The 22,556-nt window shown below is 60.1% G+C and carries 16 protein-coding genes; 14 read left to right on the top strand and 2 right to left on the bottom strand.

Going from position 1 to position 22,556, the window contains the following annotated elements:
- Positions 1 to 246 precede the first annotated feature (246 nt).
- Both F1C16_RS05995 and F1C16_RS06000 read left to right on the top strand, forming a co-directional pair.
- A complete protein-coding gene (locus F1C16_RS05995; RefSeq protein WP_185281262.1) occupies positions 247 to 924 on the top strand; it encodes an IS1595 family transposase in 678 nt (225 codons plus the stop codon).
- Positions 925 to 1,100: 176 nt separating this feature from the next.
- Positions 1,101 to 2,885 (top strand): serine hydrolase, encoded by a 1,785-nt coding sequence (locus F1C16_RS06000; protein WP_185283438.1) that lies wholly within the window; start codon positions 1,101 to 1,103, stop codon positions 2,883 to 2,885.
- A 15-nt stretch (positions 2,886 to 2,900) separates the two neighbouring features.
- Here the strand turns inward: F1C16_RS06000 and F1C16_RS06005 are convergent, their stop codons facing one another.
- Positions 2,901 to 3,269, bottom strand: a complete 369-nt coding sequence (locus tag F1C16_RS06005) for a glyoxalase (protein WP_185283439.1) — start codon at positions 3,267 to 3,269, stop codon at positions 2,901 to 2,903.
- A 258-nt stretch (positions 3,270 to 3,527) separates the two neighbouring features.
- Here F1C16_RS06005 and F1C16_RS06010 point away from each other — a divergent pair, with 258 nt between their 5' ends.
- From F1C16_RS06010 to xerD, 6 genes are all read left to right on the top strand, one after another.
- Positions 3,528 to 4,160 (top strand): hypothetical protein, encoded by a 633-nt coding sequence (locus F1C16_RS06010; RefSeq protein ID WP_185283440.1) that lies wholly within the window; start codon positions 3,528 to 3,530, stop codon positions 4,158 to 4,160.
- A gap of 8 nt (positions 4,161 to 4,168) precedes the next feature.
- The gene (locus tag F1C16_RS06015; RefSeq protein WP_185283441.1) at positions 4,169 to 5,317 is read left to right on the top strand and encodes an AAA family ATPase; all 1,149 of its coding nucleotides are present in this window, start codon (positions 4,169 to 4,171) and stop codon (positions 5,315 to 5,317) included.
- Positions 5,314 to 6,033 (top strand): hypothetical protein, encoded by a 720-nt coding sequence (locus F1C16_RS06020; protein WP_185283442.1) that lies wholly within the window; start codon positions 5,314 to 5,316, stop codon positions 6,031 to 6,033. The genes F1C16_RS06015 and F1C16_RS06020 overlap by 4 nt, the downstream gene beginning before the upstream one ends.
- Positions 6,026 to 8,458: a hypothetical protein gene (locus F1C16_RS06025; protein ID WP_185283443.1), complete on the top strand. Its 2,433-nt coding sequence runs from the start codon at positions 6,026 to 6,028 to the stop codon at positions 8,456 to 8,458. The genes F1C16_RS06020 and F1C16_RS06025 overlap by 8 nt, the downstream gene beginning before the upstream one ends.
- A 53-nt stretch (positions 8,459 to 8,511) precedes the next feature.
- Entirely contained in the window at positions 8,512 to 11,451 is a 2,940-nt protein-coding gene (locus tag F1C16_RS06030) for a hypothetical protein (RefSeq protein WP_185283444.1), read from the top strand.
- Between the two features lie 138 nt (positions 11,452 to 11,589).
- Positions 11,590 to 12,489 (top strand): site-specific tyrosine recombinase XerD, encoded by a 900-nt coding sequence (gene xerD / locus F1C16_RS06035; protein ID WP_185283445.1) that lies wholly within the window; start codon positions 11,590 to 11,592, stop codon positions 12,487 to 12,489.
- Between the two features lie 21 nt (positions 12,490 to 12,510).
- On the opposite strand, the gene F1C16_RS06040 is transcribed toward xerD, so the two are convergent.
- On the bottom strand, positions 12,511 to 12,924 hold the full coding sequence (locus F1C16_RS06040) for a hypothetical protein (protein ID WP_185283446.1): 414 nt from the start codon (positions 12,922 to 12,924) through the stop codon (positions 12,511 to 12,513).
- A gap of 133 nt (positions 12,925 to 13,057) precedes the next feature.
- On the opposite strand from F1C16_RS06040, the gene F1C16_RS06045 reads away from it, so the two are divergent.
- The 6 genes from F1C16_RS06045 (at position 13,058) to F1C16_RS06070 (ending at position 22,540) form a co-directional block, all read left to right on the top strand.
- Entirely contained in the window at positions 13,058 to 14,785 is a 1,728-nt protein-coding gene (locus F1C16_RS06045; protein ID WP_185283447.1) for a DUF6044 family protein, read from the top strand.
- A 391-nt stretch (positions 14,786 to 15,176) separates the two neighbouring features.
- Entirely contained in the window at positions 15,177 to 18,119 is a 2,943-nt protein-coding gene (locus F1C16_RS06050) for a DNA translocase FtsK (RefSeq protein ID WP_185283448.1), read from the top strand.
- 114 nt (positions 18,120 to 18,233) lie between these two features.
- Positions 18,234 to 18,878, top strand: a complete 645-nt coding sequence (locus F1C16_RS06055) for an outer membrane lipoprotein carrier protein LolA (protein WP_185283449.1) — start codon at positions 18,234 to 18,236, stop codon at positions 18,876 to 18,878.
- A gap of 274 nt (positions 18,879 to 19,152) precedes the next feature.
- The gene (locus F1C16_RS06060) at positions 19,153 to 20,451 is read left to right on the top strand and encodes a DUF2851 family protein (RefSeq protein WP_185283450.1); all 1,299 of its coding nucleotides are present in this window, start codon (positions 19,153 to 19,155) and stop codon (positions 20,449 to 20,451) included.
- Positions 20,448 to 21,701: a hypothetical protein gene (locus tag F1C16_RS06065; RefSeq protein WP_185283451.1), complete on the top strand. Its 1,254-nt coding sequence runs from the start codon at positions 20,448 to 20,450 to the stop codon at positions 21,699 to 21,701. The genes F1C16_RS06060 and F1C16_RS06065 overlap by 4 nt, the downstream gene beginning before the upstream one ends.
- A gap of 203 nt (positions 21,702 to 21,904) precedes the next feature.
- Positions 21,905 to 22,540: a NeuD/PglB/VioB family sugar acetyltransferase gene (locus F1C16_RS06070; RefSeq protein ID WP_185283452.1), complete on the top strand. Its 636-nt coding sequence runs from the start codon at positions 21,905 to 21,907 to the stop codon at positions 22,538 to 22,540.
- Positions 22,541 to 22,556: the final 16 nt, after the last annotated feature.

Raw genomic sequence — 22,556 nt, forward strand, 5'->3', positions numbered from 1 at the left:
AGTTGGCAAGGTAGGAAAGATGCCGCACGATAAAAGCCGCCGAACAAGGCTATAACTGACGGCAACGGGATTTGTCACGAACAAAGTATAGTATGCATGACAGGTGCTGCAAAGCACTGGTATAAATAATATTCAATTTTATGCATGTCGAATGGTGAAGCTGATCTGTTAGGGTAGACCTGTGAATTTTATTTAAAAAAGGGGCTTAGGAAGCAAAAAGCGAGGAATGGGGCATAACTTCCTGTTATGCAGCAAACTAACCGCTATTATAAGTGCAGCAAAATTTCCGAGGTCAAATTTCGCTACTTGTTGCGTCTTTTCGCGCTGGATTTGACGGCTTCGGACGCGGCCCGGCTGACGGGTCTGAGCGTACGCGCGGTCAACGACATATACCTGCGCCTGCGCCACCGGCTGCTAGCTTGCAGCCCGGTGCCGGCTGACCTGGACGGGGCCGTCGAACTGGACGAGAGCTACTTCGGCCCGCGGCGCGTACGCGGCAAACGGGGCCGGGGAGCGGGGGGTAAAACCATTGTCTTTGGCCTGTTCAAACGCGGGGCTCAGGTATACACGGAAATCGTCCCGGATTGCTCGAAAAAGACCCTGCAAGCTATTATTCGGGGTAAGATTGATGTCACGGCGATGGTCAACACCGATGGCTGGCGCGGCTATGATGGCTTGGTGGACGTGGGCTACGACCGTCATTTTCGGGTGCATCATGGGCAGAACGAGTTTGTCCAGGGAGCCTCGCATATCAACGGGATTGAATCATTTTGGAGCTTTGCCAAAGCCCATCTGCAACGCTTCAAGGGCGTGCCCAACCATACGTTTTTACTACACTTGAAAGAGGCCGAGTTTCGCTTCAATCATCGCCACGAAGACCTGTACAAACTCTTACTTAAATTGCTTCGTCAACAGCCCCTCTAATTAGTTTTGCTTCCTAAGCCCCTAAAAAATTATAAAATATACTTTTTTAAACATCTTATAAAGCTGAATTGTGCTACAAAAATTGCAATAAATACCTGGGTCGTATAAAGGCCTTGGGCAGATGTTGCACATTTTTAGTAGCTGAGTCGTTGAAGAAATTTTGCCTTTTTATCTGCTTGTTATTTTCTCTTCGGACAGGCGCGCAAACGGGTGTGGCGGTATCCGCCTTTCAGCCGTTCGACAAGGCCATGCAGCAGTTTATGCAGCGCTGGGGTATCCGGGGTGCTTCGGTAGCGTTTGGCGCGCAAGGACGTGTGGTGTATGCCCGGGCTTTTGGCACCTCCGACGCGGCAGGTGCGCAGCCCATGCAGCCCTACCACCTGCTGCGCGTGGCCAGCGTATCGAAGCCCATCACCGCGTTGGCAGTCATGAAGTTGGTGGAACAGGGGCGCCTGCACCTAACCGATAAGGTATTTGGACCGCAGGGCTACCTACAACGTCCCTACTACACCGAAGCCATCCGCGACCAGCGCATCTACGACATCACCGTACAGCAGCTGCTAGAGCACACCGCCGGCTGGGACCGCGACAGCGATTGCGACGGCCAGGACGGCTGCGACCCCATCGACTTTCCCGTGCACGTGGCCCAGGCCATGCAAGCCGCCACGCCGGTAGCCGACTCCACCCTGATACGTTTCCTGCTAACCCGCGGGCTGAATACCGCGCCGGGCACGCATTACGCCTATTCCAACATCGGTTACCTAGTGCTGGGCAAGCTACTGGAAGCCATAACGGGCCAGCCCTACGAAACCTGGGTGCGCCAGCAACTATTGGAGCCAGCTGGCGCCCTCGAAGCCCACCTGGGCCGCAACCTGCCCGCCGATAAGCTGGAGCGCGAAGTGGCCTACGAGAGCCATTACCAAACCGAGGCCTGCGACGGCTCGGGGCGGGTGGTGCCCGCGGCGTACGGCGGCTTCAATCTGGAAGCCATGGGTGCCCACGGCGGCTGGGTGTGCTCGGCCCGCAGCCTGGTGCAGCTTCTGCAAACGGTGGAGGGTAGGGCTGGGCAGCCGGGCTTGCTGACGCCCGCTACGCTGGCTACCATGGCGCAGCCATCGGCCGTGAATGCGCACTATGGCAAAGGCTGGATGGTAAACGCCGCCGGCCACCGCTGGCACCGCGGGGAGATGGACGGGACCGGCACCTATCTGGTATGCACGGCCGGCGGCTTCACCTGGGCCATTCTGTTGAATGCCCGCCCAACCAGTGAGATGTGCTGGAAAGAGCTGGACCAACTGGGCTGGGTAGCGGTGCAACGCGCGGCAAGCCTACCCGCCCACGATCTGCGGCCACCTACCCGTAACGCGTCGGAACTCACGGCACTACCCGATTCGGCGGGCGTGATGCTGCGCTGGCAGCGCGGCGCCGGCACGCGTTGCCTGGTGCTGCTGCAAGCCGATCAGCCGATTACGGATTTCCCGCTGGATGGCATTCGCTATACGGCTGCTACCTGGGGAGAAGGCCGGGCTACCTTGGGCACGGGCACCTACGTGGTGGCCAACGCGGCTACAGACTCGGTGTACGTAAGCCACCTTGATCCGCGCCGCCGCTATTACGTCCGGGTGGTAGAGTACACAGAAGATGCTTCTACCGATTTTCAGCCTATGTATGTGCTCGATGGTAACCCCACCCTGGTGTTGCCTGCTACCAGCGGGACCGAGCTGGCAAATAGAGCGTCAACCTTATCACTCTACCCCAATCCGGCCCGAACAGAATTAGTGGTGACGGCTGTGGCGCACCCGCTGCCTTATGAGGTAACCACGCTGCTCGGGCAGCGGCTGCGGGCGAGCGTGCTAACACCCGGCCACACCATTCCCGTCAGCAACCTACAGCCCGGCAACTACCTGATTAGGTTTCAATTGCCGGAACGTATCGTATTCAGTCGGTTTGTGAAGGAGTGAGCAATAGGAAACCCACTACTCGCGGTTGAACTCGCCAATGTGCCACAGAATACCGGACGGGTCATACACGAAACCCTCTTTGCCCCAGGCTTCCTGCCGGATGGGCGTAACCCGTACGCCCTCGTACGTGCCGGGCAGGTCCAGCGCCGCAAGCTCAGCCCAATACTGCTCCACATCCGCTACTTGCAAAAACAACATGGAGTTGTCAACCCAATCTTGCACGTAGGCGTCTTGCAAATAAAAACCTATGCCTTGGAGAGAGAAATAGGATAAAGCCGGCGAGATAACCACTTCACTAAAGCCGAAGGCGCGGTAGAAACTACGCGAAACGGTAAAGTCTCGGGTGCCGATGAAGGCGCGGATAGACAGAACGGGTGAGGACATATGGTTGAAAATGAAATGGTCTTGTGCTAATAGCGAGCATTGCAGGGCAAGATGACGCATTTCTTGCTACTTAGGCGTCTGGTAAACCAACTCAGACACGCTGATCTACCAAAAAAACTGATCAAGGCAAGCCTATCTAGCCACCAGCTACAACACAGCTTGGGTTTCGGTAACAGCGCAAAATGTTGTTTATCAAGTAGTATCTTTTTAATTGCTGTCTTATTTACTGATTACTATTCATTACCTATCACATCACTCGTGCTACTCACTCCTTTTCTGCGTGATTTAGTGTCGACGGGCGCAGTTACGCTAACCAGCCAGCCCAGCGCTTTCGAGGCCGACGACCTGCACGCGGCGGATACGCTACTGGCCGACTACCACGCCGAAGATGCGCTGGAACTCCCCGGCACGGTCCCGGCCTTTGCGGCTCCGGCGGCGCGCTGGGCTGCGCAGTACGTCTACCACACCCTACAGTTGGCACTGGTGCGGGAGCTGGACGAAGACGTGATGCAGCAGTATTTGCCAGCCTACACGGGCGACGTAACGCCCGAAACCATCTATTCCGTCGACCTCACGTTTCGCTACCTGCCGGATTTGCTGCGCCTGGCAAAAGGCTTGGCCCCCGGTGACGCCCTGGTAGCGCAGTTGCAGGACATTGCCCGGCAATGGCCCTTCTCGTTCGTGGGCCACCCAGAGGTAGACGCCACGGCAGAAGCAGCCGTGCTGTCGCACCCGGCGCTGCAACTCGCCTACGTCGACCGCATCATCCGGCAGCAGGACCAGCAACGGGCCAGGCAGCCGCACCTGCTGCCACTGGTACGCGCTGCCCTGGGCGGCCACGCCGCCACGCTCTGGCCCGATTTTCACGATTTTATCCTTTTCGCTGTCTGATCTGTTTGATGGAAACACTGCTACCCGAGGTAGGACCGCTGGTTGACAAGCTCAACCACGTAGCCCGCCACCTCAAAGCCACGTTTGTGGGCAAAGACGATATCATTGACCTATTGTGCCTGTGCCTGGTAGGCCGCGAAAATCTGTTTCTGCTGGGGCCGCCCGGCACCGCCAAAAGTGCCCTGGTGCGGGCCCTAGCCCAGCGCCTGCAAGGCCAAACCTTCGAGTACCTGCTCACGCGCTTCACCGAGCCCAACGAGCTGTTTGGCCCTTTCGATATCCGCAAGCTGCGCGAAGGCGACTTGGTGACAAACACCGCCGGCATGTTACCTGAGGCGCACCTAGTCTTTCTGGATGAGCTGCTGAATGCCAATAGCGCCATTCTCAACAGCCTGTTGATGGTGCTGAACGAGCGGGTATTTCGCCGTGGGCAGGAGTCGCGCCCGTTGCCGGCCTTGCTGATGGTGGGGGCCAGCAACCACCTGCCCGATGACGAAACCCTGCACGCCCTGTTCGATCGTTTCCTGGTACGCGCCCACTGCGACTACGTGGCGCCCGAGGCGCTGACCGACGTACTGGCGGCTGGCTGGGCGCTAGAGCGCCGCGCCCCGGCCGAAGCCCCTACCATCACGGCCCAGGAGGTGCTGCACCTGCAAGCCGCCATCCCCACGGTCGATCTGACGGCCGTGCGCCCGCTGTACGTCGACCTCGTGAGCAAGCTGCGCCTGGCGGGCGTAGCCGTATCCGACCGCCGGGCCGTGAAGCTGCAACGGCTGCTAGCGGCCAGCGCCTTGCTCTGCCAGCGCACCACGGTCATTCCCTCCGATATGTGGGTGCTGCGCTACATTTGGGATACCGACGAACAGCGCGAAATCATTGCCGGCATTGTGGATGCGGTGGTGCACGCCGACGAGCAGGCCAACCGCCACCCCCGCGCCGCCGGCCAGGATGCCCCCAATGCCGACGTCCTGCTGCGCGAAGTGGCTGCCCTCACGGCCCAGTGGGACCAACCCGAAACGTCGTTGGCGGAACGCACCGCTATCAAAGACCAGCTGCGCTACCTGCACGGCCGCACGCAGTGGCTCACCAACGAGGTGCAGCGCCAGTATGTGCAAGAACCGCTGGACGCGCTCTGGCAAAAAGTGTTGCAGGCATGACGGAGCACGTGTTGGTACTGGCTGCCACCGATTGCGCAGCGCTGGGCGCCGTGCGGGCGGTGCCCGACCTGCGGGCGGCCGGGGCCGATGGTAGGGTGTGGCTACGCGGTCTGCCGGCCGCCGCTCCGTTGCCGCTAGTTGTGAGGACCCTACCCATCGTGGCCGCCTACACCCTCGATGTGGCGGGGCGGCTGTTCCCGGTGGGGCGCACTACGCCCGTTGGCACGCTGCCAGCGCTGGCGTGGCAACCCATACAGGAATTTGCCCCCTTGGCTGTATCCAGTGCCGCCTTGCCGGCCCAAGCGCCGCCCCGCTACTCGGTGCAGCTGGTGCCCTCGGACCGTGCGGCCGCCAGCGCTGCCCTGCTTACCTCCTGGGCTAGCTGGCACGCGTACGCCGAAACGGCACCCGAAATCCGGCTGCGTGCCCTGCGCTTTGCTGTGTCGGCGGAGCAGCTGGTGCTGGTGCTGGGCACGCCCTTGCCGCCGCTGCCGGGGCAGGAGTATTGGCAGCAGCAAAACCTACTCCTACCCGCCGGCTTCGACCTGGAAGCTTCCTTGCTCGCTCCCTTGCTGATCCGCCAGCTGACACCCGAAAACGATGCTTTCGTTTTATTTGCTCCGGATGGATCCTGGGAGCGGGTGCTCACTGTGCATCTTTTACCCGTTACCCGCAGCGCCGTGCGCCTGACAGCCGCTAGCTTTTCGCATGAGTAAGTCGTCCGCTCCCGATCCTTTCAAGCTGGCGCTGGAATATTTTCAGACTCCGCAAAACTACTTCTGGCGCTGGACCGAAGAAGGTGCGCTGGCGGAGTGGCAGAACGGTACCACCATTTGCTACCGCGAAGAGCTAGAAGCGGTGCTGCATACGCTGGTGCCGGCGGGCCTCCCACCCCTGGGCGCGGTGCTGCTGCTACTAGCCGTGTGCGCCGATACCTGGTCGGCCTCGGGGGGTAGGGCGGTGCTGGAGGCGGTAAGCCAGCGGGTCCGATATGGGAGGGAAGCCGATAAGCTCGATTTCTACCTGACTACCTTCAGCAAGTTTGCGGAGGTTGTGCAAGGCCTGCCCCGCGAGCTGCGCACCGGTCCGCCGAAGCTGCATTTGTTCCGCGAAGTCCTGCAACCAGAGCCGGTTGGCAAGAAAATGCGCCCCTTGGCCCTCGTGCAGGGGGTAGCCCAGGCCCGCAGCCAGCAGGCACTACACCTCTGGACCAGCGGGAAGCTGGACGCCAGCCTGCGCGTGACGGGTAGCCTCATTACTCTGGAAGTTTTTCTGGCTGATTTGCAGTGTCTGGACCGCGCTCTGCAACGCTTTCCCACGCCGGGTAGCCTGGCCCACCACCTGCGCACCGGCCTGCCCGAAGCCCCCGCGCCGCTGCCGGAGCCCGAGTTGCCTACCCCCGCCGAGCCTGAGCCACCCCGCAGCCTGCTCGATCAGCTGGCGGAGGACCCGCGCACGGCCGGCCTGGCCCACCTCACGCAGCGGCTGGTAGCCAGTCTGCGCATTCCGCTGCACACGCACGCGGTCAGCGAACAGCCCCTGGGCGGCGTGGCCGACATCACCAACCAAGGCAGCTATGACCGGCTGCTGCTCAGCGAGCTGGCCCAGGACGATGCCTTGCTGCTGGCCCGGCTGGTGAATGGCGAGGCGTTGTATCTGCGCCGCGAGGCGCCCCCGCTGCCCGAGGTGCGCCCGCGGGTAGTGCTGCTCGATAGCACCCTCCGCATGTGGGGCGTGCCGCGGGTATTTGCGCTGGCGGCCGCTCTGGCCTGGGTACAGCCCGCCAGGCAGCCACGCCGGCAAGCCACGGCCTATGCGCTGGGCGGGCAGGAAATGACGCTACTCGATTTAACCTCCCTGGATGGCGTGGTAGAAGCCCTCAGCCAACTCGATGTGGCCCCGCACGGCGGCCCCGCCCTCCGGCAGTTCGCTCAAATGCCGGCTGCCGCTACCGACTGCTTGCTGATTACGGAGGCACAATTGCTTCAGCTGCCAGAGTTTGCGGCCGCGCTGACCGAGGCGAAAACCGCGCTGCGCTACCTGCTGACGGTAGACCGGAGCGGAGAGCTACAGCTATTCGAGTACCAGCAGGGCCGCCGCACGTTGCTCAGCACCACGCGCCACGACCTCGACGTGCTACACCAAGCGCCACGCCGCCCGGCCCGCCGCCCCGGCCACCCGGCGGCGGCGGCCTTCTTGCACCGTGATTCTGCCCCGTTGTTCTTCCCAGCCGCGGGCGTGCGGCTATCTATCAAGAACACGTTCTACGTACCCGAGCTAGGCGTGGTAAGCATCTCCGATACGCGCCGCGTGCTGTATTGGGCCGATAAAGATATAGGCGCCGAGGAGCTGCTGCCAGTTATTGAGCCGGGCGACTATTATTTCGGTACCGATAGTGAGGGAATATGTGTGCTGGTCAGTAACCGCACGCAGCTGCTGATTTACGGTTTTTCTCTGAGTGGGGAGCCGGTGAGGGTCGATTTATCAAGTGAACTGGAGGCCGCGGATGCCCAGCCGTCGGTGGTATTCAAAGACGGCAGCTATTACGTGCGGCAACCAAGCGGAACGCTGGTGTTTGACTGCATGCAGTGGAAAATCTGGGAACGTACTACCACTACTTTTCCCACAAATACGAATACTGCGTTTCGGGCAGATTTTGGGCATCTGAAGCGCCACGTCAACAATGGGTATAGTGTATTGCAGCGCGTGCGCCGGATGGCTGTCAACGCCGAACGGGAGTTAGTGCTTGATGGGCACACGCTGCGGCTGGTAGACAGTGGCACCTCCTCAACGTTGCAGCTGGTGCAGACGCCGTTCGATAAGGCGTTGCCGAATATACAGGTGGAGGAAGAAGTGGCCGGGCTCACTCCCAACGACCAGGTGCGGTTCCGGCGCGTAGCCTGGCCCAACGGCAGCACGGCCTTGGTCGACTCGCGGGGGCTACTGCACCTGCGCAGCACCGATGCCGCGCTGCCGGAAGTGACCATAGTGCTGGTACTCGGGCAGGCCACGGCGGCCTGGGCTTCGGATGGAACCGTCTGCGGCTCCATGTACTTCACAGGAGCGGCGCCCACACCGAGCGCGCCGGTAGGGGAGTTCTACCACCGCTACCTCCGGCCGCTTATCGAGCAGCTTCGCTAGGCAAACGCGGGGGTACCATTATTGGAAATTCAAGAACATAGCCTGTATCACTGATGTCTACCGCGTTTTCCTACCCTATGCAGCTCGCCTTGCGCTACCACCCAGCGGCTCAGCGTCCGGCATGCGCGGCGTTTTTGCGTGGGACCGAGCCGGCGGCGTGGCTGCGCGAAATAGGTCGGTGGGGCCTTAGTGCCGAGCAGCTCAGCTGCTACTTGGTGCCCGAGTCGATTCGCTCGGTGCGCGTGGCGGGCTTGCTGGTGGTAGCGCCAGAGGGCACGCTGCCCGCCGACGTGCTGGAACCCTGCGGAGTAGAAGCCGGCCGGCTGTACGTGCCCACGCACGCCGCGCTGTGGCCGGCTACCACCCCCGAGGAGTTGAGCGCCGCCTTGGTGTGGCCGCGGCAGCTGCTGCACCCCAGTATCGGGCTGGTAGGGTTCGATACAGAGGATGAGCTGGACCTGTCTAGTCTACTGGAGTTGCAGGCGCCGCAAGCTACCGATTGGGGCCGTGCCAAGATGGGTAATGAGCCTAGGCCACGCTTGCAGCAGATTCGGGTGCAGGCGCCCACGGCGGCCGACGTAATGCAGGAGATGCAAGAGGACGTTGGCACCGCACTCCTCTCAGATTTGCCCAGACCCCCTGGCACCACGCCAGGTATGCTGCAAAAGCAATGGGATAACCTGCGACGTGGAATGCTGTGTCGGACGTTGCAACTAATGCAGCGAGTGCCAAACCCTACCGAAAAGAAACGGCCGGGTCCATTAGCCACTGGAGAATTACTGGTGGGACTTCTATTGTTAGGGCTGTTGCTGGCTGGAGTAATATGGTTGCTGCATGCGATAGTTGGTGTAGACCTTGACTCGTTTCCATGGAGTACCATGTTGATTGTACTAGTGGTACTAGGGAGCCACTTGCTGCGTGCGGCCCAGCAAAAGGACAATAGTTCTCAACCAGCCTATCCACCCGTTCGTAGGCCCGCCAAACTTGGTTTACTCACGCGCCTGCAACAGCGGTGGCGCAGCAATTTGGCCGAGCTGGAAAAGAAGCGTCACAATGAAATTGAGCGCCTGTTGCGCTTGTTTACCGACAACCCCGACGAAGCGCTGAAGTACGCCATACCGCTCGGTGGTCCGTACCAAGACCGCGGCACGGCGGCGCCCTCGGCCCAGCTAGGGCCGCGAGCCACGGAGTTCAACCTGGGCCGCCTGGGGGGCGGGGGTAGGGTAGATGCCTGGAACCTGGACGCCTACCAGCAAGACCTACGCCAGCGGTACCAGGCCAGCGCCCACCGCGAAACGGCTGCCGGGCACTATCAGAAAGCGGCCTATATCTACGCGCATCTGCTCGGCGACTACCCCAGCGCGGCCCGCGTACTGGAACAGGGCGGCTTCTACCGCGAAGCGGCCACGCTTTACCAGGAGCATCTGCACAACCGGCCGGCCGCGGCGCAATGCCTGGAGCGGGGCGGCTTGCTGCTGGAGGCAGCCACGCTGTTTGCCGAGCTGGAGCAGCACGAGAAAGTCGGCGACCTGTATCAGCAGCTCGCCCAAACTGACTTGGCCGCCCGCCACTACGAGCGCGGGGTAGCATTACTGCTCACCAACCACGACCATCCCGCCGCCGCTCGCCTGCTGACCGATAAGCTGGCGTCTCCCGACCGCGCCCAGGCGGTGCTGATCGAAGGCTGGACGGTGGGTAGGCAGCCCGAAGCCTGCTTGCGGCAGTATTTCAACGTGGTAGCGACCGTGCCTGGGGCGGATCTGAGCACGCAGGTGCGCAAGGTATTTCAGCACCACACGCCCCGGGAGCAGCTCGTGCCGTTGCTACAAGTGCTCAGTACGTTAAGTGAAAAATATGCGGCGCCGGAACTGCGCACGACCACCCGCGAGGTGGCCTACGAGATTGTGGGTGCCGAGGCCGCCACTGGCAACCTTGTGCCGCTGAACCTGTTGCACCATTTTCTGCCCGACGACCCCCTGCTGGCCTCCGATTGCAACCGCTTCACCACCCGCCAGGCCCGCCGCCTGACGGATGCTGCCCCCGCGCTGTACATGCAGGCGCCGCAGCTCGATGCCACTGTGCAGTGGCAGCAGGCCGTTGGGTACGGGGCGCAGTGGCTGGCCGTAGGCGTGCGCAACCAGCGCCTGCACCTAGCCCGCGCCAACTGGTATGGCCACGTAGAGTATTACTCCTGGACCACGCCCCTGGAAGACCCCCGCGTGCAGCTGCTGGCCGACGAGCAGCACGGCAACCAAATAATTCTGCGCTCGGCGGCCGGCGCCGCTTTCGAAACCAAGCAGTTGTCTCAAAATAAACACTTCCCGCAGAGCCTCACCGTGCGGTGCCCCAGCTGGCTGCCACCCTGGCCCACGCGGGTAGCCCTACTCCCCAATAAATGCATAGCTAGCGTGTGGCTGGAGGGCACCACGCTGCTACTGCACCGCTACGACGCGGCCGGCCCGTCGGGTCTGCTGTTAGCCACCCAAACCTACCAGCCTGACGTACCTGTACCCCTGGTAGATTCGGGTGTTCGGGGTGAGCCATACGAGTTGCTATATTATGATAGCCTGTACTATACCTGTTTTGATAATGCGGTGGTGTGGGCGGCAGAAGATGGCCGGTGTCAGGTATATAGTAAAGACGAGTATACTTACTCGCTGACGCGCTCGGCTTACCTTCCGAACCCTTGTTTCGCCGTTTCCACAGAAGAAGGGCTGCAACTATGGATGCCTACCCAAGGGGCTGATGAAGCGCCACAGCAAGTGGTGTTTGATGGTGGCTTGTCGAGCGCAGCATCGGGTTTCGTTGGAGTAGAGCATCTGGTGGCCATCAATGACCAAGCCACCGTCTACCATCTGACAGAAGACGGTGCAAAGTGGGTGAAAAGAATTAAAACACCCACTCAGGTAGTGGCCGTGCTGCCTACAACCAGCCGGCAGCAGTTTGCCCTGCTGGAAACGAACGGCCGGGTTTCGCTGCACACCACAACCTGATCTGCATACAGCAACGCCAGGATAGATACAGCCAGGAAGCAGTCGAAAGAACCCAACCTGCAAAAAACACCGACCTTTGCCTACCCCGTCCCGCGCCAACCCAGTCCCTCAGTCACCCACAACCCAGTCCCCTATTCCATGACCTGGCCACTCGCGCAAAAGCAATTCGATGGCTATCTGCGGCTCGAAAAATCCCTGGCCGGCAACTCGGTAGAAGCCTACTCCCGCGACGTAAGCAAGCTGCGCCAATACCTGGAGTTACACCAGCTGCCCATCACGCCCGAGCATATCACCCCCGAGCACCTACGCGCTTTCCTGACGTGGCTGGGGGCACTGGGCCTGAGTGCTACCTCCCAGGCCCGCACCCTATCGGGTATCAAGGCTTTCTACAACTTCCTGATTATGGAAGACTTGCTCCAGCTAGACCCCACCGATACGCTGGAAGCCCCCAAAACCGGCCGCCACCTCCCCGACACGCTCAGCTACCCCGAGATAGAGCAACTGCTGGCGGCCATCGACCTGAGCACGCCCGAGGGCACCCGCAACCGCGCCCTGCTGGAAGTGCTCTACTCGTCGGGCCTGCGCGTATCGGAACTCACGGAGCTGCGCCTTTCCAATGTATATGTAGATCAAGGCTTTGTGCGGGTGGTGGGCAAGGGCAGCAAGGAGCGCCTGGTGCCCATCGGCCGCGACGCGCTCAAGCACCTGGGCTTCTACCTCAGCGGCATCCGCGCCCACCTCGACGTGAAGCCTGGCGACGAGGACATTGTGTTTCTGAACCGGCGCGGCGGCAAACTATCCCGCGTGATGATCTTCCACATCATCAAAGCGCTAGCCGAGCAGGCGGGTATTCGCAAAAGCATCAGCCCACACACGTTCCGCCACAGCTTTGCTACCCATCTCATCGAAGGCGGCGCCGACCTGCGTGCCGTGCAAGAAATGCTGGGCCACGAGAGCATCACCACCACCGAAATCTACACCCACCTCGACCGCGACTACCTCAAGCAGGTGATTACGGAGTTCCACCCGCGAAGCTGAGTGGTGAGCTGGTGAGCATTCCTACCGTTTCTGACAAGACCGGAGCCAGTCTTCGGCGGCAGCTACAGTTTCAAAAAGCTGTACTTCAAATTGGTCCTGAAACGGATGATGCTTGTCTAAGACTGCCAGCTCACTGCGCAGCCGGTGCGTGACGTGGGCCACGTAGCGCAGGCCAAGCCGACTGGCCTGGGGTCCCCATATCCGCTGCAACCACTCAATCGAATCGAACCACGGTCCTACAAGCTGGCTGTTGTCATTCAATAGATACGGGCAGCTGAAAGTTTGCATGGAAGTGAGGTAGCTATCAGCGCCTTTCGTGGCTTCGCCTGTATCAACAAACCCTTTCCAAGTAGCACGTAACCATTGGTTCACTTCGTCGAATGTGAGGACGCAGGAGCTGCCGTCAGAGGGGTCGGTAGCAGATTTTAAGAGCATGACAAAAACGAAAACCGGGAAAAGTGATAAAGGTTGAGTGTGCGAAACTGGGTAGATTTCCTGCGAATAGCAACCTGAACAAGAACTACAGTTGGTACAAGATATTTTTGCCTTCCTATTTGATTCACATCGTATGCCCGCCCTTTTCCGGTTTCCTACCACTCCACTTCGCCAGGCGCTGCTGGTGTTGGTGCTGCTGCTACTGCCCGTGTGGTTGCTGGGCGAACACGCCTACCTGTCCATCAACGACAACCTCGATTCGGAGCTGGTAGCGCCCTCCTTGCTGCCCCGCCTTGGCGTGCTGCTGGACTACCGCTCCACGGCGGTGGTGCCGCCCCTGATGGACGGCCTACCCCGCAATGCCCTGCGCTCCGGCCTGAGCGTGACCATGCAACTGTTTGCCGTGCTGCCCCCGCTGCCGGCCTACCTGCTGCACGCGCTACTGGTGCGGCTGGTAGCGTTGCTGGGCTTCTACGCGCTGGCCCGCACGCACTGGCTGCGTAAGCCCGAGGATGCCGAGTTGGCGGCGCTACTGGCACTGGCCTGGGCCACGCTGCCGATGCATACCATCTACGGGCTGTCGGTAGGAGGGCAGCCATGGGTGCTGTGGGCTGTATTGAATCTGCGGGAGGGTAGGCGGCGCGGGCTGAGCTGGTTGACGCTGGCGGTGTTTCCGCTGTGGTCGATGTTTGTGTATGTGGGGCCGTTTTTGCTGGCGGGCATAGGCGGGCTGTTGGCGTGGGACTGGTGGCACGGCCGCCGCGCCCACCTGGGCGCGGTGCTGCTGGGCGCCGGGCTGTTGCTGGCGAGCTACCTGGTGGTAGAATACCCGCTGCTCTACTCTTTGCTGATAGCCAAGCAGTTCGTGTCGCACCGAGTGGAGTTTGATATCAGTCAGCTACTGCCCATGAGTTTCCTTATCGGGCTGAAAAGCACCCTGCACTACCTGCTGATGGGGCAGTACCTCCCCGGTCTGTTTTTTCGGGGCGTGATCTTGGCGGTGGTGGCAGTGGCACTAACTAAGGGCGAGCCAGCAACGCGCCGGGCGCTGGGCCGGCAGCTGTTGCCGCTGGGAATCGTACTGGTGCTGACTGCCGTCTTTTGCGGTTTCTATCCTCAACTGCTGGCGGCGTTGCAGGCATACATACCGCTTCTGCGCACTTTCAACGTCGGCCGGTTTCATTTCCTGACGCCGCTGCTCTGGTTTGTGGTGCTGGTATTGAGCTTGCGCGCTCTACCCCCTGGCCGCCTGCGGGTAGGGCTGGCAGTGGTGCAGCTACTCCTTGGCCTGGCCATGAACACCGAGTGGACCACCAATTTGCGCCACCTAGCGGGCGTAGCACCCGCCACCGAACCCAGCTACGCGGCCTACGTGGCACCCCGACTGTTTGCGCGGGTGCGGGCCTTGTTGCACGAGCGCACCGGCCAGGAGCCGCCCGCCTACCGTGTGGCCTGCCTGGGCCTACCGCCCAGCGTGGCCCAGCTCAACGGCTTCTACACCCTCGACAGCTACCAGAACAACTACCCCCTGCGTTATAAGCACCAGTTCCGACCCCTTATTGCCGGCGAGCTAGCGAAGGACCCCGCCCTGCGCGCCTACTTCGATGCCTGGGGCAACCGCTGCTACCTGTTCTCGGCCGAGCTAGGAAGGAACTTTCGGGTAGGCGCTGCGCAACGTAGGGTAGTGCAGCACTGGGCCTTCGATGCCGCTGCATTTCGGCGGCTGGGCGGGCGCTTCGTGCTCTCGGCGGCGCGCCTGGCCCGACCGCAAGAGAGCGGCTTGCGGCTGCTGGCCGTACAGGCCGATGCTGCGGCCTACTGGCAGCTGTTTGTGTATGAGGTAGCGTTGCCGAGTGAGTGAGTGAGTGAGTGAGTGAGTGAGTGAGTGAGTGAGTGAGTGAGTGAGTGAGTGAGTGAGTGAGTGAGTGAGTCGAAGGTAGGAGGGTAGGAGGGGGTATCTTCGCCGCACTCGCTCGGCTCCGCCGAGTGAGCACTACGCTCAAGCAGCTCTGCTGCGCGCGCCTGCATCACGTTAGCCCTGCCTCGGGCAATCGACGCGGACGGATTCGGGGCACAGCCTCTCAAGCGTAGTCCTCACTCGGCCGAGCCGAGCGAGTGCGGCGGCGACGGAAAGAATATGCAAACAAATCGAGCAGTGGAAATAGTATCTTCACTGCTTCACCGTTTTACGGTTTTGGTACCCCCGTTTCCCCCTCAAAATTGCTAGATTTGGCTTTTTAGTGAGCATCCGAATGGCAAAGAATACATACAAGCAAACGAATACTGCTCCGGCTTCCCGTGCCAATGAGCAGCGCCCGGCGCGGGCTTCGGCTCCAGTAGCCGACGAGGTAGCACCCGCCCGCGAGCAACCCCGCCGCGAGCCGCGCAACAAGGAAAAACCGAAGGCCGCGCCCCGCGCCGCTCGTCCGCCCATGCGCTTCCCCACGGTACGTCTGGGCGGGGTGCTGGGCTTCCTGCGCGACCGGCGCTTTCAACTGTTCCTAGGCTTTTTCTTCCTGCTCAGCTCCATCTACCTCACCATTGCCTTCGTGTCGTTCCTGTTCACGGGGCACGCCGATCAGAGCGTGGTGGAGAACCTGGCCAACACGCCGGTGAAAGAAGCCGGGCAGGAGTCTAGCAACCTGCTGGGGCTAGTAGGGGCCTGGGCTGCACAACTCCTGATTTACAAGGGCTTCGGCATCGCGGCCTTTGCCGTTATTCCGGTAGTGTTTTTCTTGGGCTACAAAATTGTGTTCCGCCGAGCCGATGTGTCGGTGAGCTACGTGCTGGCGCTGTCCCTGTTTACGATGCTGTGGCTGAGCGTGTTAATGGGCTACGTGGTCATCAGCATGCAGGACCCCGAAGCGGACCCCAACCTAGCGCATCGCCTCGATTTCCTGAGCGGCGGGGTAGGCTACGAGGCAGCTCTGTGGCTGAGCAGCCTCATTGGCTGGGGCACGGTGCTACTGCTGGCGTTCCTGCTGATTTCCTTCGTGGTATTCTTTTTCAATGTGACTACCCTGGGTCTAGGCCGGGGGGTAGGGGAGGAGGCCGTTCCTGCCGCTATGGCTACACCGGCCGCTGCGGCCAATCGGGCCGGTAATGCTCCGCGTTTCTCGTCAACTACTGAGGAAGAACTGGGGCAAGACGACGCCCTGGAACCAGAAGATGACGACGACGATGAGGCGTTGAACATCACTCTGCACGACCGTCGCCCAGTGGCTGCTACCCCCGCTCCCGCCGAGCCAGAAGTGGTACATACGGGTGCCGTGGCCGGTGGTGCCGTGGCCCTGAGCGTAGCCCCAGCAGCCGTTGCGGCGCCGGCCGTTGCTGCCTCCGCAGGAGCGGCGGCTACCGTGGCTGGCGCGGGTGCCGTAGCGGCCAAAGCGGCCGCCAGCGGCCCCAGCTTCTCCTTCGAAATGCCCACCGCCGAGCCGGAGGTAGCGCCTACTGCCACACCCGCATCGCGGGTGCCAACCCCGCTTTCCCTGGCTGACCTCGCCGACGCTGATGCGCCGCTGCCAGCTGCCACGGCCTCGGCACTGCCACTGACCGTAGAGCCTGCCAAGCCCGAAGCGCCCTTCGAAATCGAGGATAAAACCGGTGAGCTAGATCCTTCGGCTGGTGCCGATATGGCCGTTATTGCCGAGGAAGACGAGGACGCCGAGGCCATGCCCGCCGTCAACTACGACCCTACCCTCGACCTGCCCCGCTACCAGTACCCTACCCTGGAGCTGCTCAACGACTACGGCGCCCCCAAAGCTCAGGTAACCAAGGAGGAGTTGGAGGCCAACAAAGACCGCATCGTGGAAACGCTGGGGCACTACGGCATCAACATCGCCAGCATTAAGGCCACCATTGGGCCTACCGTTACGCTCTATGAGATTGTGCCGGATGCGGGCGTGCGCATCTCCAAAATCAAGAGCCTGGAAGATGATATTGCCCTGAGCCTGGCCGCGTTAGGTATCCGTATCATTGCGCCAATTCCGGGTAAAGGCACCATTGGTATTGAGGTGCCGAATACCAAAAAAGAGATGGTGAGCATCCGCTCGGTGTTTGCCACCGACAAGTTCATCAACACCGAAATGGACCTGCCGATTTCCTTTGGCCGCACCATTACTAACGAGGTGTTTGTGGTCGATCTGGCCAAGATGCCCCACTTGCTGATGGCTGGTGCTACCGGTCAAGGTAAGTCGGTGGGGTTGAACGTGATACTGGCTTCGCTGCTCTACAAGCGTCACCCCTCGGAGTTGAAGTTTGTGCTGGTCGACCCCAAGAAGGTGGAACTCAGTATCTTCAACAAGATTGAACGCCACTTCCTAGCTAAGCTGCCCGATACCGAGGAAGCCATCATCACCGATACCAAAAAGGTAGTAAACACGCTCAACTCCCTGTGCATGGAGATGGACCGGCGCTATGACTTGCTGAAAGACGCCGGCTGCCGCAACCTGAAGGAGTACAACCGCAAGTTTGTGGAGCGTCGCCTCAATCCCAAAAAGGGCCACCGCTACCTGCCCTTCGTGGTGCTGGTGATTGACGAGCTGGCCGACCTGATGATGACGGCCGGCAAGGAGGTAGAGACACCTATTGCTCGCCTCGCCCAGCTGGCCCGCGCCATTGGTATTCACCTGATTGTGGCCACCCAGCGCCCCTCGGTAAACGTAATTACGGGTATCATCAAGGCCAACTTCCCGTGCCGCATCAGCTTCAAGGTGACCTCTAAAATCGACTCGCGCACCATTCTAGACGCGGGCGGCGCCGACCAGCTCGTGGGCCAGGGCGACATGCTGATTTCGCAGGGCTCCGATATCATCCGGGTACAGTGCGCCTTCATCGACACGCCCGAGGTAGACCGCCTCTGCGACTTTGTGGGCGAGCAGCAGGGCTACCCCGACGCCTACCAGCTGCCGGAGGTAGCGGGCGAAGACGGCGGTGGCAACGGCGGCGAGGACTTCGACCCCGCCGACCGCGACTCCATGTTTGAGGAAGCCGCCCGCGTGATTGTGACCCACCAGCAGGGTAGCACTTCGCTCATTCAGCGCAAGCTAAAGCTGGGCTACAACCGCGCCGGCCGCCTCATCGACCAACTGGAGCATGCCGGCATTGTAGGGCCTTTCGAGGGTAGCAAAGCCCGCGAAGTCCTCATCCCCGATGAGTACAGTTTGGAACAGTTGTTGAATACTATGCAGAAATAGAACTTAGCCGAGAGAAAATAAGAGCATAACGTTGTTCTACTTTTAGTTTTCTCCGTTTAAACCTTCGCAGCGTAATTCGCTCTACCATCCAAGCTCGCTACACCAATTTCTGCAATGAAAAAATTTCTCGCTCTGCTCGCTTTGTCTGCTTCGTTTATGCAAGCTGCCAGTGCACAGCAGGACCCCAAAGCCGGTAAAATCCTTGATCAAATGAGCGCCAAGTATCAGGCGATGAAGGCGTTCCGGGCCAACTTCACCCAAACTCTGGAAAATGACAAGGCCAAGGTGAAGGAAAATATCAGCGGCGATATCATCGTGAGTGGCCCCAAATTCCGGCTGAAAGTGAACGGCCAGGAGGTCATCAACAACGGTCAGACGATGTGGACCTACCTGAAGTCGGAAAACGAGGTAAATATTTCGGATTACGAGCCCGATGATCAGGAAGTGTCTCCTTCTCAGATATTTACTCTATACAAGAAAGGCTACAAGTACACTTACGTACAGGAAGCCAAGGAAGGTGGCCAGGCTATCGACATCATCGACTTATCGCCGGAAGACCGCTCCAATGCCGTGTACAAAGTGCGCATCAAGGTAGCCAAGGCCGATAAATCGGTGAAAAGCTGGCAGATGTTCAAGAAGAACGGCAACCGCTATACCTACACCATCAAGCAGTTTCAGCCTAACCCGCCGGTAGACGCCACCACCTTCAACTTCGACAAATCGAAGTACAAAGGCGTGAAAGTGGTAGATCTGCGTTAATTGACAGCCACGCTGCCGTTTTGGCCGGCCCGCTTCCGAGAGGAGGCGGGCCGGTTTTTGCTTTGTGGGGAGACATGTACAAGTTTTGGTTGTAAGCCTAAAAATCGTCTGTTATCCTGAGCCTGCGAAGGACCTTATACCCGCAGAACGACATTCTTAACAACGACTCGTTCACGCGTGAGCAGGTCCTTCGTCGCCGCTTGATGCGCGGAATGCTCAGGATGACAGAAGAAAATAGATCTTGATTAGTTATCCATGTGCTTTTATACTTGCTATGAAAGAAGATTTCCTCCACTACGTCTGGCAACAGCAATATTTCGATAAAACCAACCTGCGCACTACCAGCGGCGAAGCCATTACCATCCTCAAGCCCGGCTTGCACAACCACGATGCCGGCCCCGATTTCCTGAATGCCCGCTTACATCTGGGGGAGGTGGAGTGGAACGGCGCTGTAGAAATCCATCTGCGTGCTTCCGATTGGCACCACCACCAGCACCAGCACGACCCCAAGTACGACCAGGTAATTCTGCACGTAGTGTTGCACGCCGATGAGCCTGTGCGCCGTACCAACGGCTCCGAAGTGCCCGCGCTGGCGCTGGAAGGCCGTCTGGCACCGGAGCTACTGGGTCGCTACCAACAACTGCTTACCGATACGCCCGTCCTACCCTGCGCGCCGTTGCTGGGGCAAGTGCCCGTTATTGCGCGGGTGATGATGGTCGAGCGGACCTTACTGGAACGCGTGGAGCAGAAAGCTGCTACCCTCGAAACCCTGCATCAGCATCTCGGCGGTGACTGGGAGGCCACCACCTACCATGCCCTGCTGGCAGCCTTTGGCTTCAAGAAAAACACCGAGCCCTTGCAGCGTCTGGCCAAAGCCCTGCCGCTACCCGTATTGCGCCGCCACCGCCACGACCGGCGCCAGCTGGAAGCCCTGCTGTTTGGGCAAGCTGGTTTTTTAACCGAAAACGACGAAAACCGCCACGACCTGTTTGTAGCCGATTTGCGGGCTGAATACGAGTTTTTGGCTCATAAGTACCAGCTGAAAGCCACTGCCCTGGCCCCACATGACTGGAATTTTCTGCGTTTGCGGCCGGCCAACTTCCCACCGGTGCGGCTGGCCCAGTTGGCGGCCGTACTACACGCCCGCCCCGCCCTATTCGATGCCCTGCTAACCGCTCAGGACGTGCTGACGCTGGAACAGTTTTTTGCCGCGCCAGTATCGGAGTATTGGCGGGGGCATACCCGGCCGGGTAGACCGGGCAAGGTGCCGCACCAGCTGGGTAGGAGCAGCGCCCATCTGCTGATAACTAACGTGGTAGTGCCCTTGCGCGTAGCCTATGCCCGCCACGTCGGCCAGCCGGAGCTAGTGGAGCAGGCCGTAACGCTACTCACGCAACTGCCCGCCGAGCGCAATGCCATTACGGACGCCTACGATCTGCTGGGTTTCCAGCACCGCACTGCCGCCGACTCGCAGGGCCTGCTAGCGTTGCACCACGGCTACTGCCAGCCACGCCAGTGCCTGCGCTGCGCCATTGGCAACCGCATTCTACAACCCAAACCTATGCTACGTTGAGGATACTACTAGCTGTTGGACTAAATACTGGCCTGCTGTGGCTGCTGTGGCGCTGGGTGCGCCAGCAGCAACAGGCAGCGGGGGTAGGGCAATTTATCTTACCATTATTGGCCCTGAAGCTGGTCATCACGCTGGCAACCGTTGTGTTGCTGACCGAGGACGCCCGCTATTTTCAGTACTGGGGCATTGCCCTCACCGATCAACTATGGACTGCACCCACGGCCTGGGTAGGTACGCTGCTGGGCGATGAGTTTCACGCGCCGGACCGGCAGCTGATCTACCACGGATACTCCAACACGTTCTTTCTCATTAAGATACTGTCGGCGCTGAACCTGGCTTCGCTGGGTAGCGTGTGGCTGAATGCGATGTATCTGTCGGTGTTCTGCTTTGTGGGGTGTTGGCAACTGGTGCGGAAGCTGCCGCCTCTATTCCCCGATACGCCGATATTGGCTGTGCCTATTTCCTTTCTGCTGTGGCCCAGCGTGTTGTACTGGACCTCGGGGCTGACGAAGGAGAGCGTATTGGTAGGTACGCTGGCATGGCTGACAGCGCTGGTACTGGGTTGGCTTTATGGAGGGCGGCCCGTGCGCGCGTGGTCGGTAGTAGGGGCGGTGGTGCTGGTGGTAGTGGCATTCAAGATGCGGTATTTCTTCGCGGTGCTGCTGTTCGTGGCATTGTTGGGGCTGGCAATTATCAGGGTAGGGGAGCGGCTAGGCGTGCGGCGGCGCGGGATGCAGGTAACACTAGTAGTGCTCCTGTTAGTAGGCGGTGGCTTTGTGCTGAGCGAAGTGAACTCCATCTTTCGCTTCAATAGATTTAGTAGCCAACTACTGCGCAATTACTACAGCATGTTGGAGCAGTCGCGCCACAAGCCGCACATCGAGTATGAGCACCTGGCGCCTACCTGGCAGAGCGTAGTCACCAATGCCCCAGCCGCTGCCCTGAATACTGTGGTGCGCCCGTGGCCTTGGGAAAGCCTGCGTTGGAACTACCTAACGGTGAGTATGGAAAACCTCGTGCTACTGGCGCTGCTGCTCACGGCAATGGCTGCCGTAGCACGAGGTAGGGGCGGGGGCCTACCCTTCGCGCTGGTGCTGGTGCTGGTAGTGTATTGCCTGGGCCTGGCTATTCTGTTGGGGTTGACTACCCCTAACCTGGGCACCCTTAATCGCTACCGCACAGTGCTGCTGCCGTTTCTACTGCTACTGCTGTTGCAAAACGACTACGTGCGGAGAGTATTAAAATGGTGAAGTAGTGGAGCGTTTGTCATCCTGAGCATGTGACGCAGCAAGCTAGTGAAGAATCTTATCACGCGAGAACAAGTGTAACAACGACTCATGCAACTGGCAGACCTTCATACCCTCAGGATGACAAACGCTTCACAACTTCACCATTCAACCTATCTTTGTGGTTTCGCTGCAAACTCCGGCCCCGCGTGGGCTGTTCTCATTTTATGGAAAATCCTGTAATCATTCTGGGCGCACAGAGCGTGGGCACCGCTGCCCTAGACTCCTTTCTGAGCAACGACGTGGTAGTCTACTGCCTACTCGACGACGACGCTCAACTGCAAAATACCGAAGTAAACGACGTGCCTGTGATGGGCAACACCGATAACAAAGACCTGTTGAAACTGCTTGGCAAGAAGTGTGAGGTGTTTGTCGCTACGGAGGACGCGGCCAGCCGCCGTAGCCTCACCGGCATGCTGCACGACGAATACGAAGTAGCACCCGTCAACGCCATTCATGCCCGTGCCAGCGTGGCGGAACACGCCTGGCTGGGCCACGGCATTCTGGTAGGCGCCAATGCCGTAGTAGCCAGCACCGCCAAGGTAGGCGACGGCTGCATCATTGGAGCCAACGCCGTAGTGGAGACCAAAGTTGAGATAGGTGAATACTCGCAAATCGGCTCCGGCGCCATCCTGAACACTGGCGTAGTAGTAGGCGACCAAGCCTTCATCGGCTCCGGCGCCATTGTGGTGGCAGGCGTCAAGATTGGCAAGAAAGCCAGGGTAGGGGCCGGCTCGGTGGTAGTGGCCGATGTGCCCGCTAACCAAACCGTATTCGGTAATCCCGCCGCGAAAGTCGGTTAAGAACAGCTGCTACAAA

Origin of the sequence: Hymenobacter sp. NBH84, from assembly GCF_014217645.1 — a bacterium.
Taxonomy (GTDB): Bacteria; Bacteroidota; Bacteroidia; order Cytophagales; family Hymenobacteraceae; genus Hymenobacter; species Hymenobacter profundi.

Coding starts and splice junctions, on each gene's coding strand:
- F1C16_RS05995 (WP_185281262.1), top strand. CDS start 247: ATGCAGCAAACTAACCGCTATTATAAGTGCAGCAAAATTTCCGAGGTC.
- F1C16_RS06005 (WP_185283439.1), bottom strand. CDS start 3,269: ATGTCCTCACCCGTTCTGTCTATCCGCGCCTTCATCGGCACCCGAGAC.
- F1C16_RS06015 (WP_185283441.1), top strand. CDS start 4,169: ATGGAAACACTGCTACCCGAGGTAGGACCGCTGGTTGACAAGCTCAAC.
- F1C16_RS06020 (WP_185283442.1), top strand. CDS start 5,314: ATGACGGAGCACGTGTTGGTACTGGCTGCCACCGATTGCGCAGCGCTG.
- F1C16_RS06025 (WP_185283443.1), top strand. CDS start 6,026: ATGAGTAAGTCGTCCGCTCCCGATCCTTTCAAGCTGGCGCTGGAATAT.
- F1C16_RS06030 (WP_185283444.1), top strand. CDS start 8,512: ATGTCTACCGCGTTTTCCTACCCTATGCAGCTCGCCTTGCGCTACCAC.
- xerD (WP_185283445.1), top strand. CDS start 11,590: ATGACCTGGCCACTCGCGCAAAAGCAATTCGATGGCTATCTGCGGCTC.
- F1C16_RS06040 (WP_185283446.1), bottom strand. CDS start 12,924: ATGCTCTTAAAATCTGCTACCGACCCCTCTGACGGCAGCTCCTGCGTC.
- F1C16_RS06045 (WP_185283447.1), top strand. CDS start 13,058: ATGCCCGCCCTTTTCCGGTTTCCTACCACTCCACTTCGCCAGGCGCTG.
- F1C16_RS06050 (WP_185283448.1), top strand. CDS start 15,177: ATGGCAAAGAATACATACAAGCAAACGAATACTGCTCCGGCTTCCCGT.
- F1C16_RS06055 (WP_185283449.1), top strand. CDS start 18,234: ATGAAAAAATTTCTCGCTCTGCTCGCTTTGTCTGCTTCGTTTATGCAA.
- F1C16_RS06060 (WP_185283450.1), top strand. CDS start 19,153: ATGAAAGAAGATTTCCTCCACTACGTCTGGCAACAGCAATATTTCGAT.
- F1C16_RS06070 (WP_185283452.1), top strand. CDS start 21,905: ATGGAAAATCCTGTAATCATTCTGGGCGCACAGAGCGTGGGCACCGCT.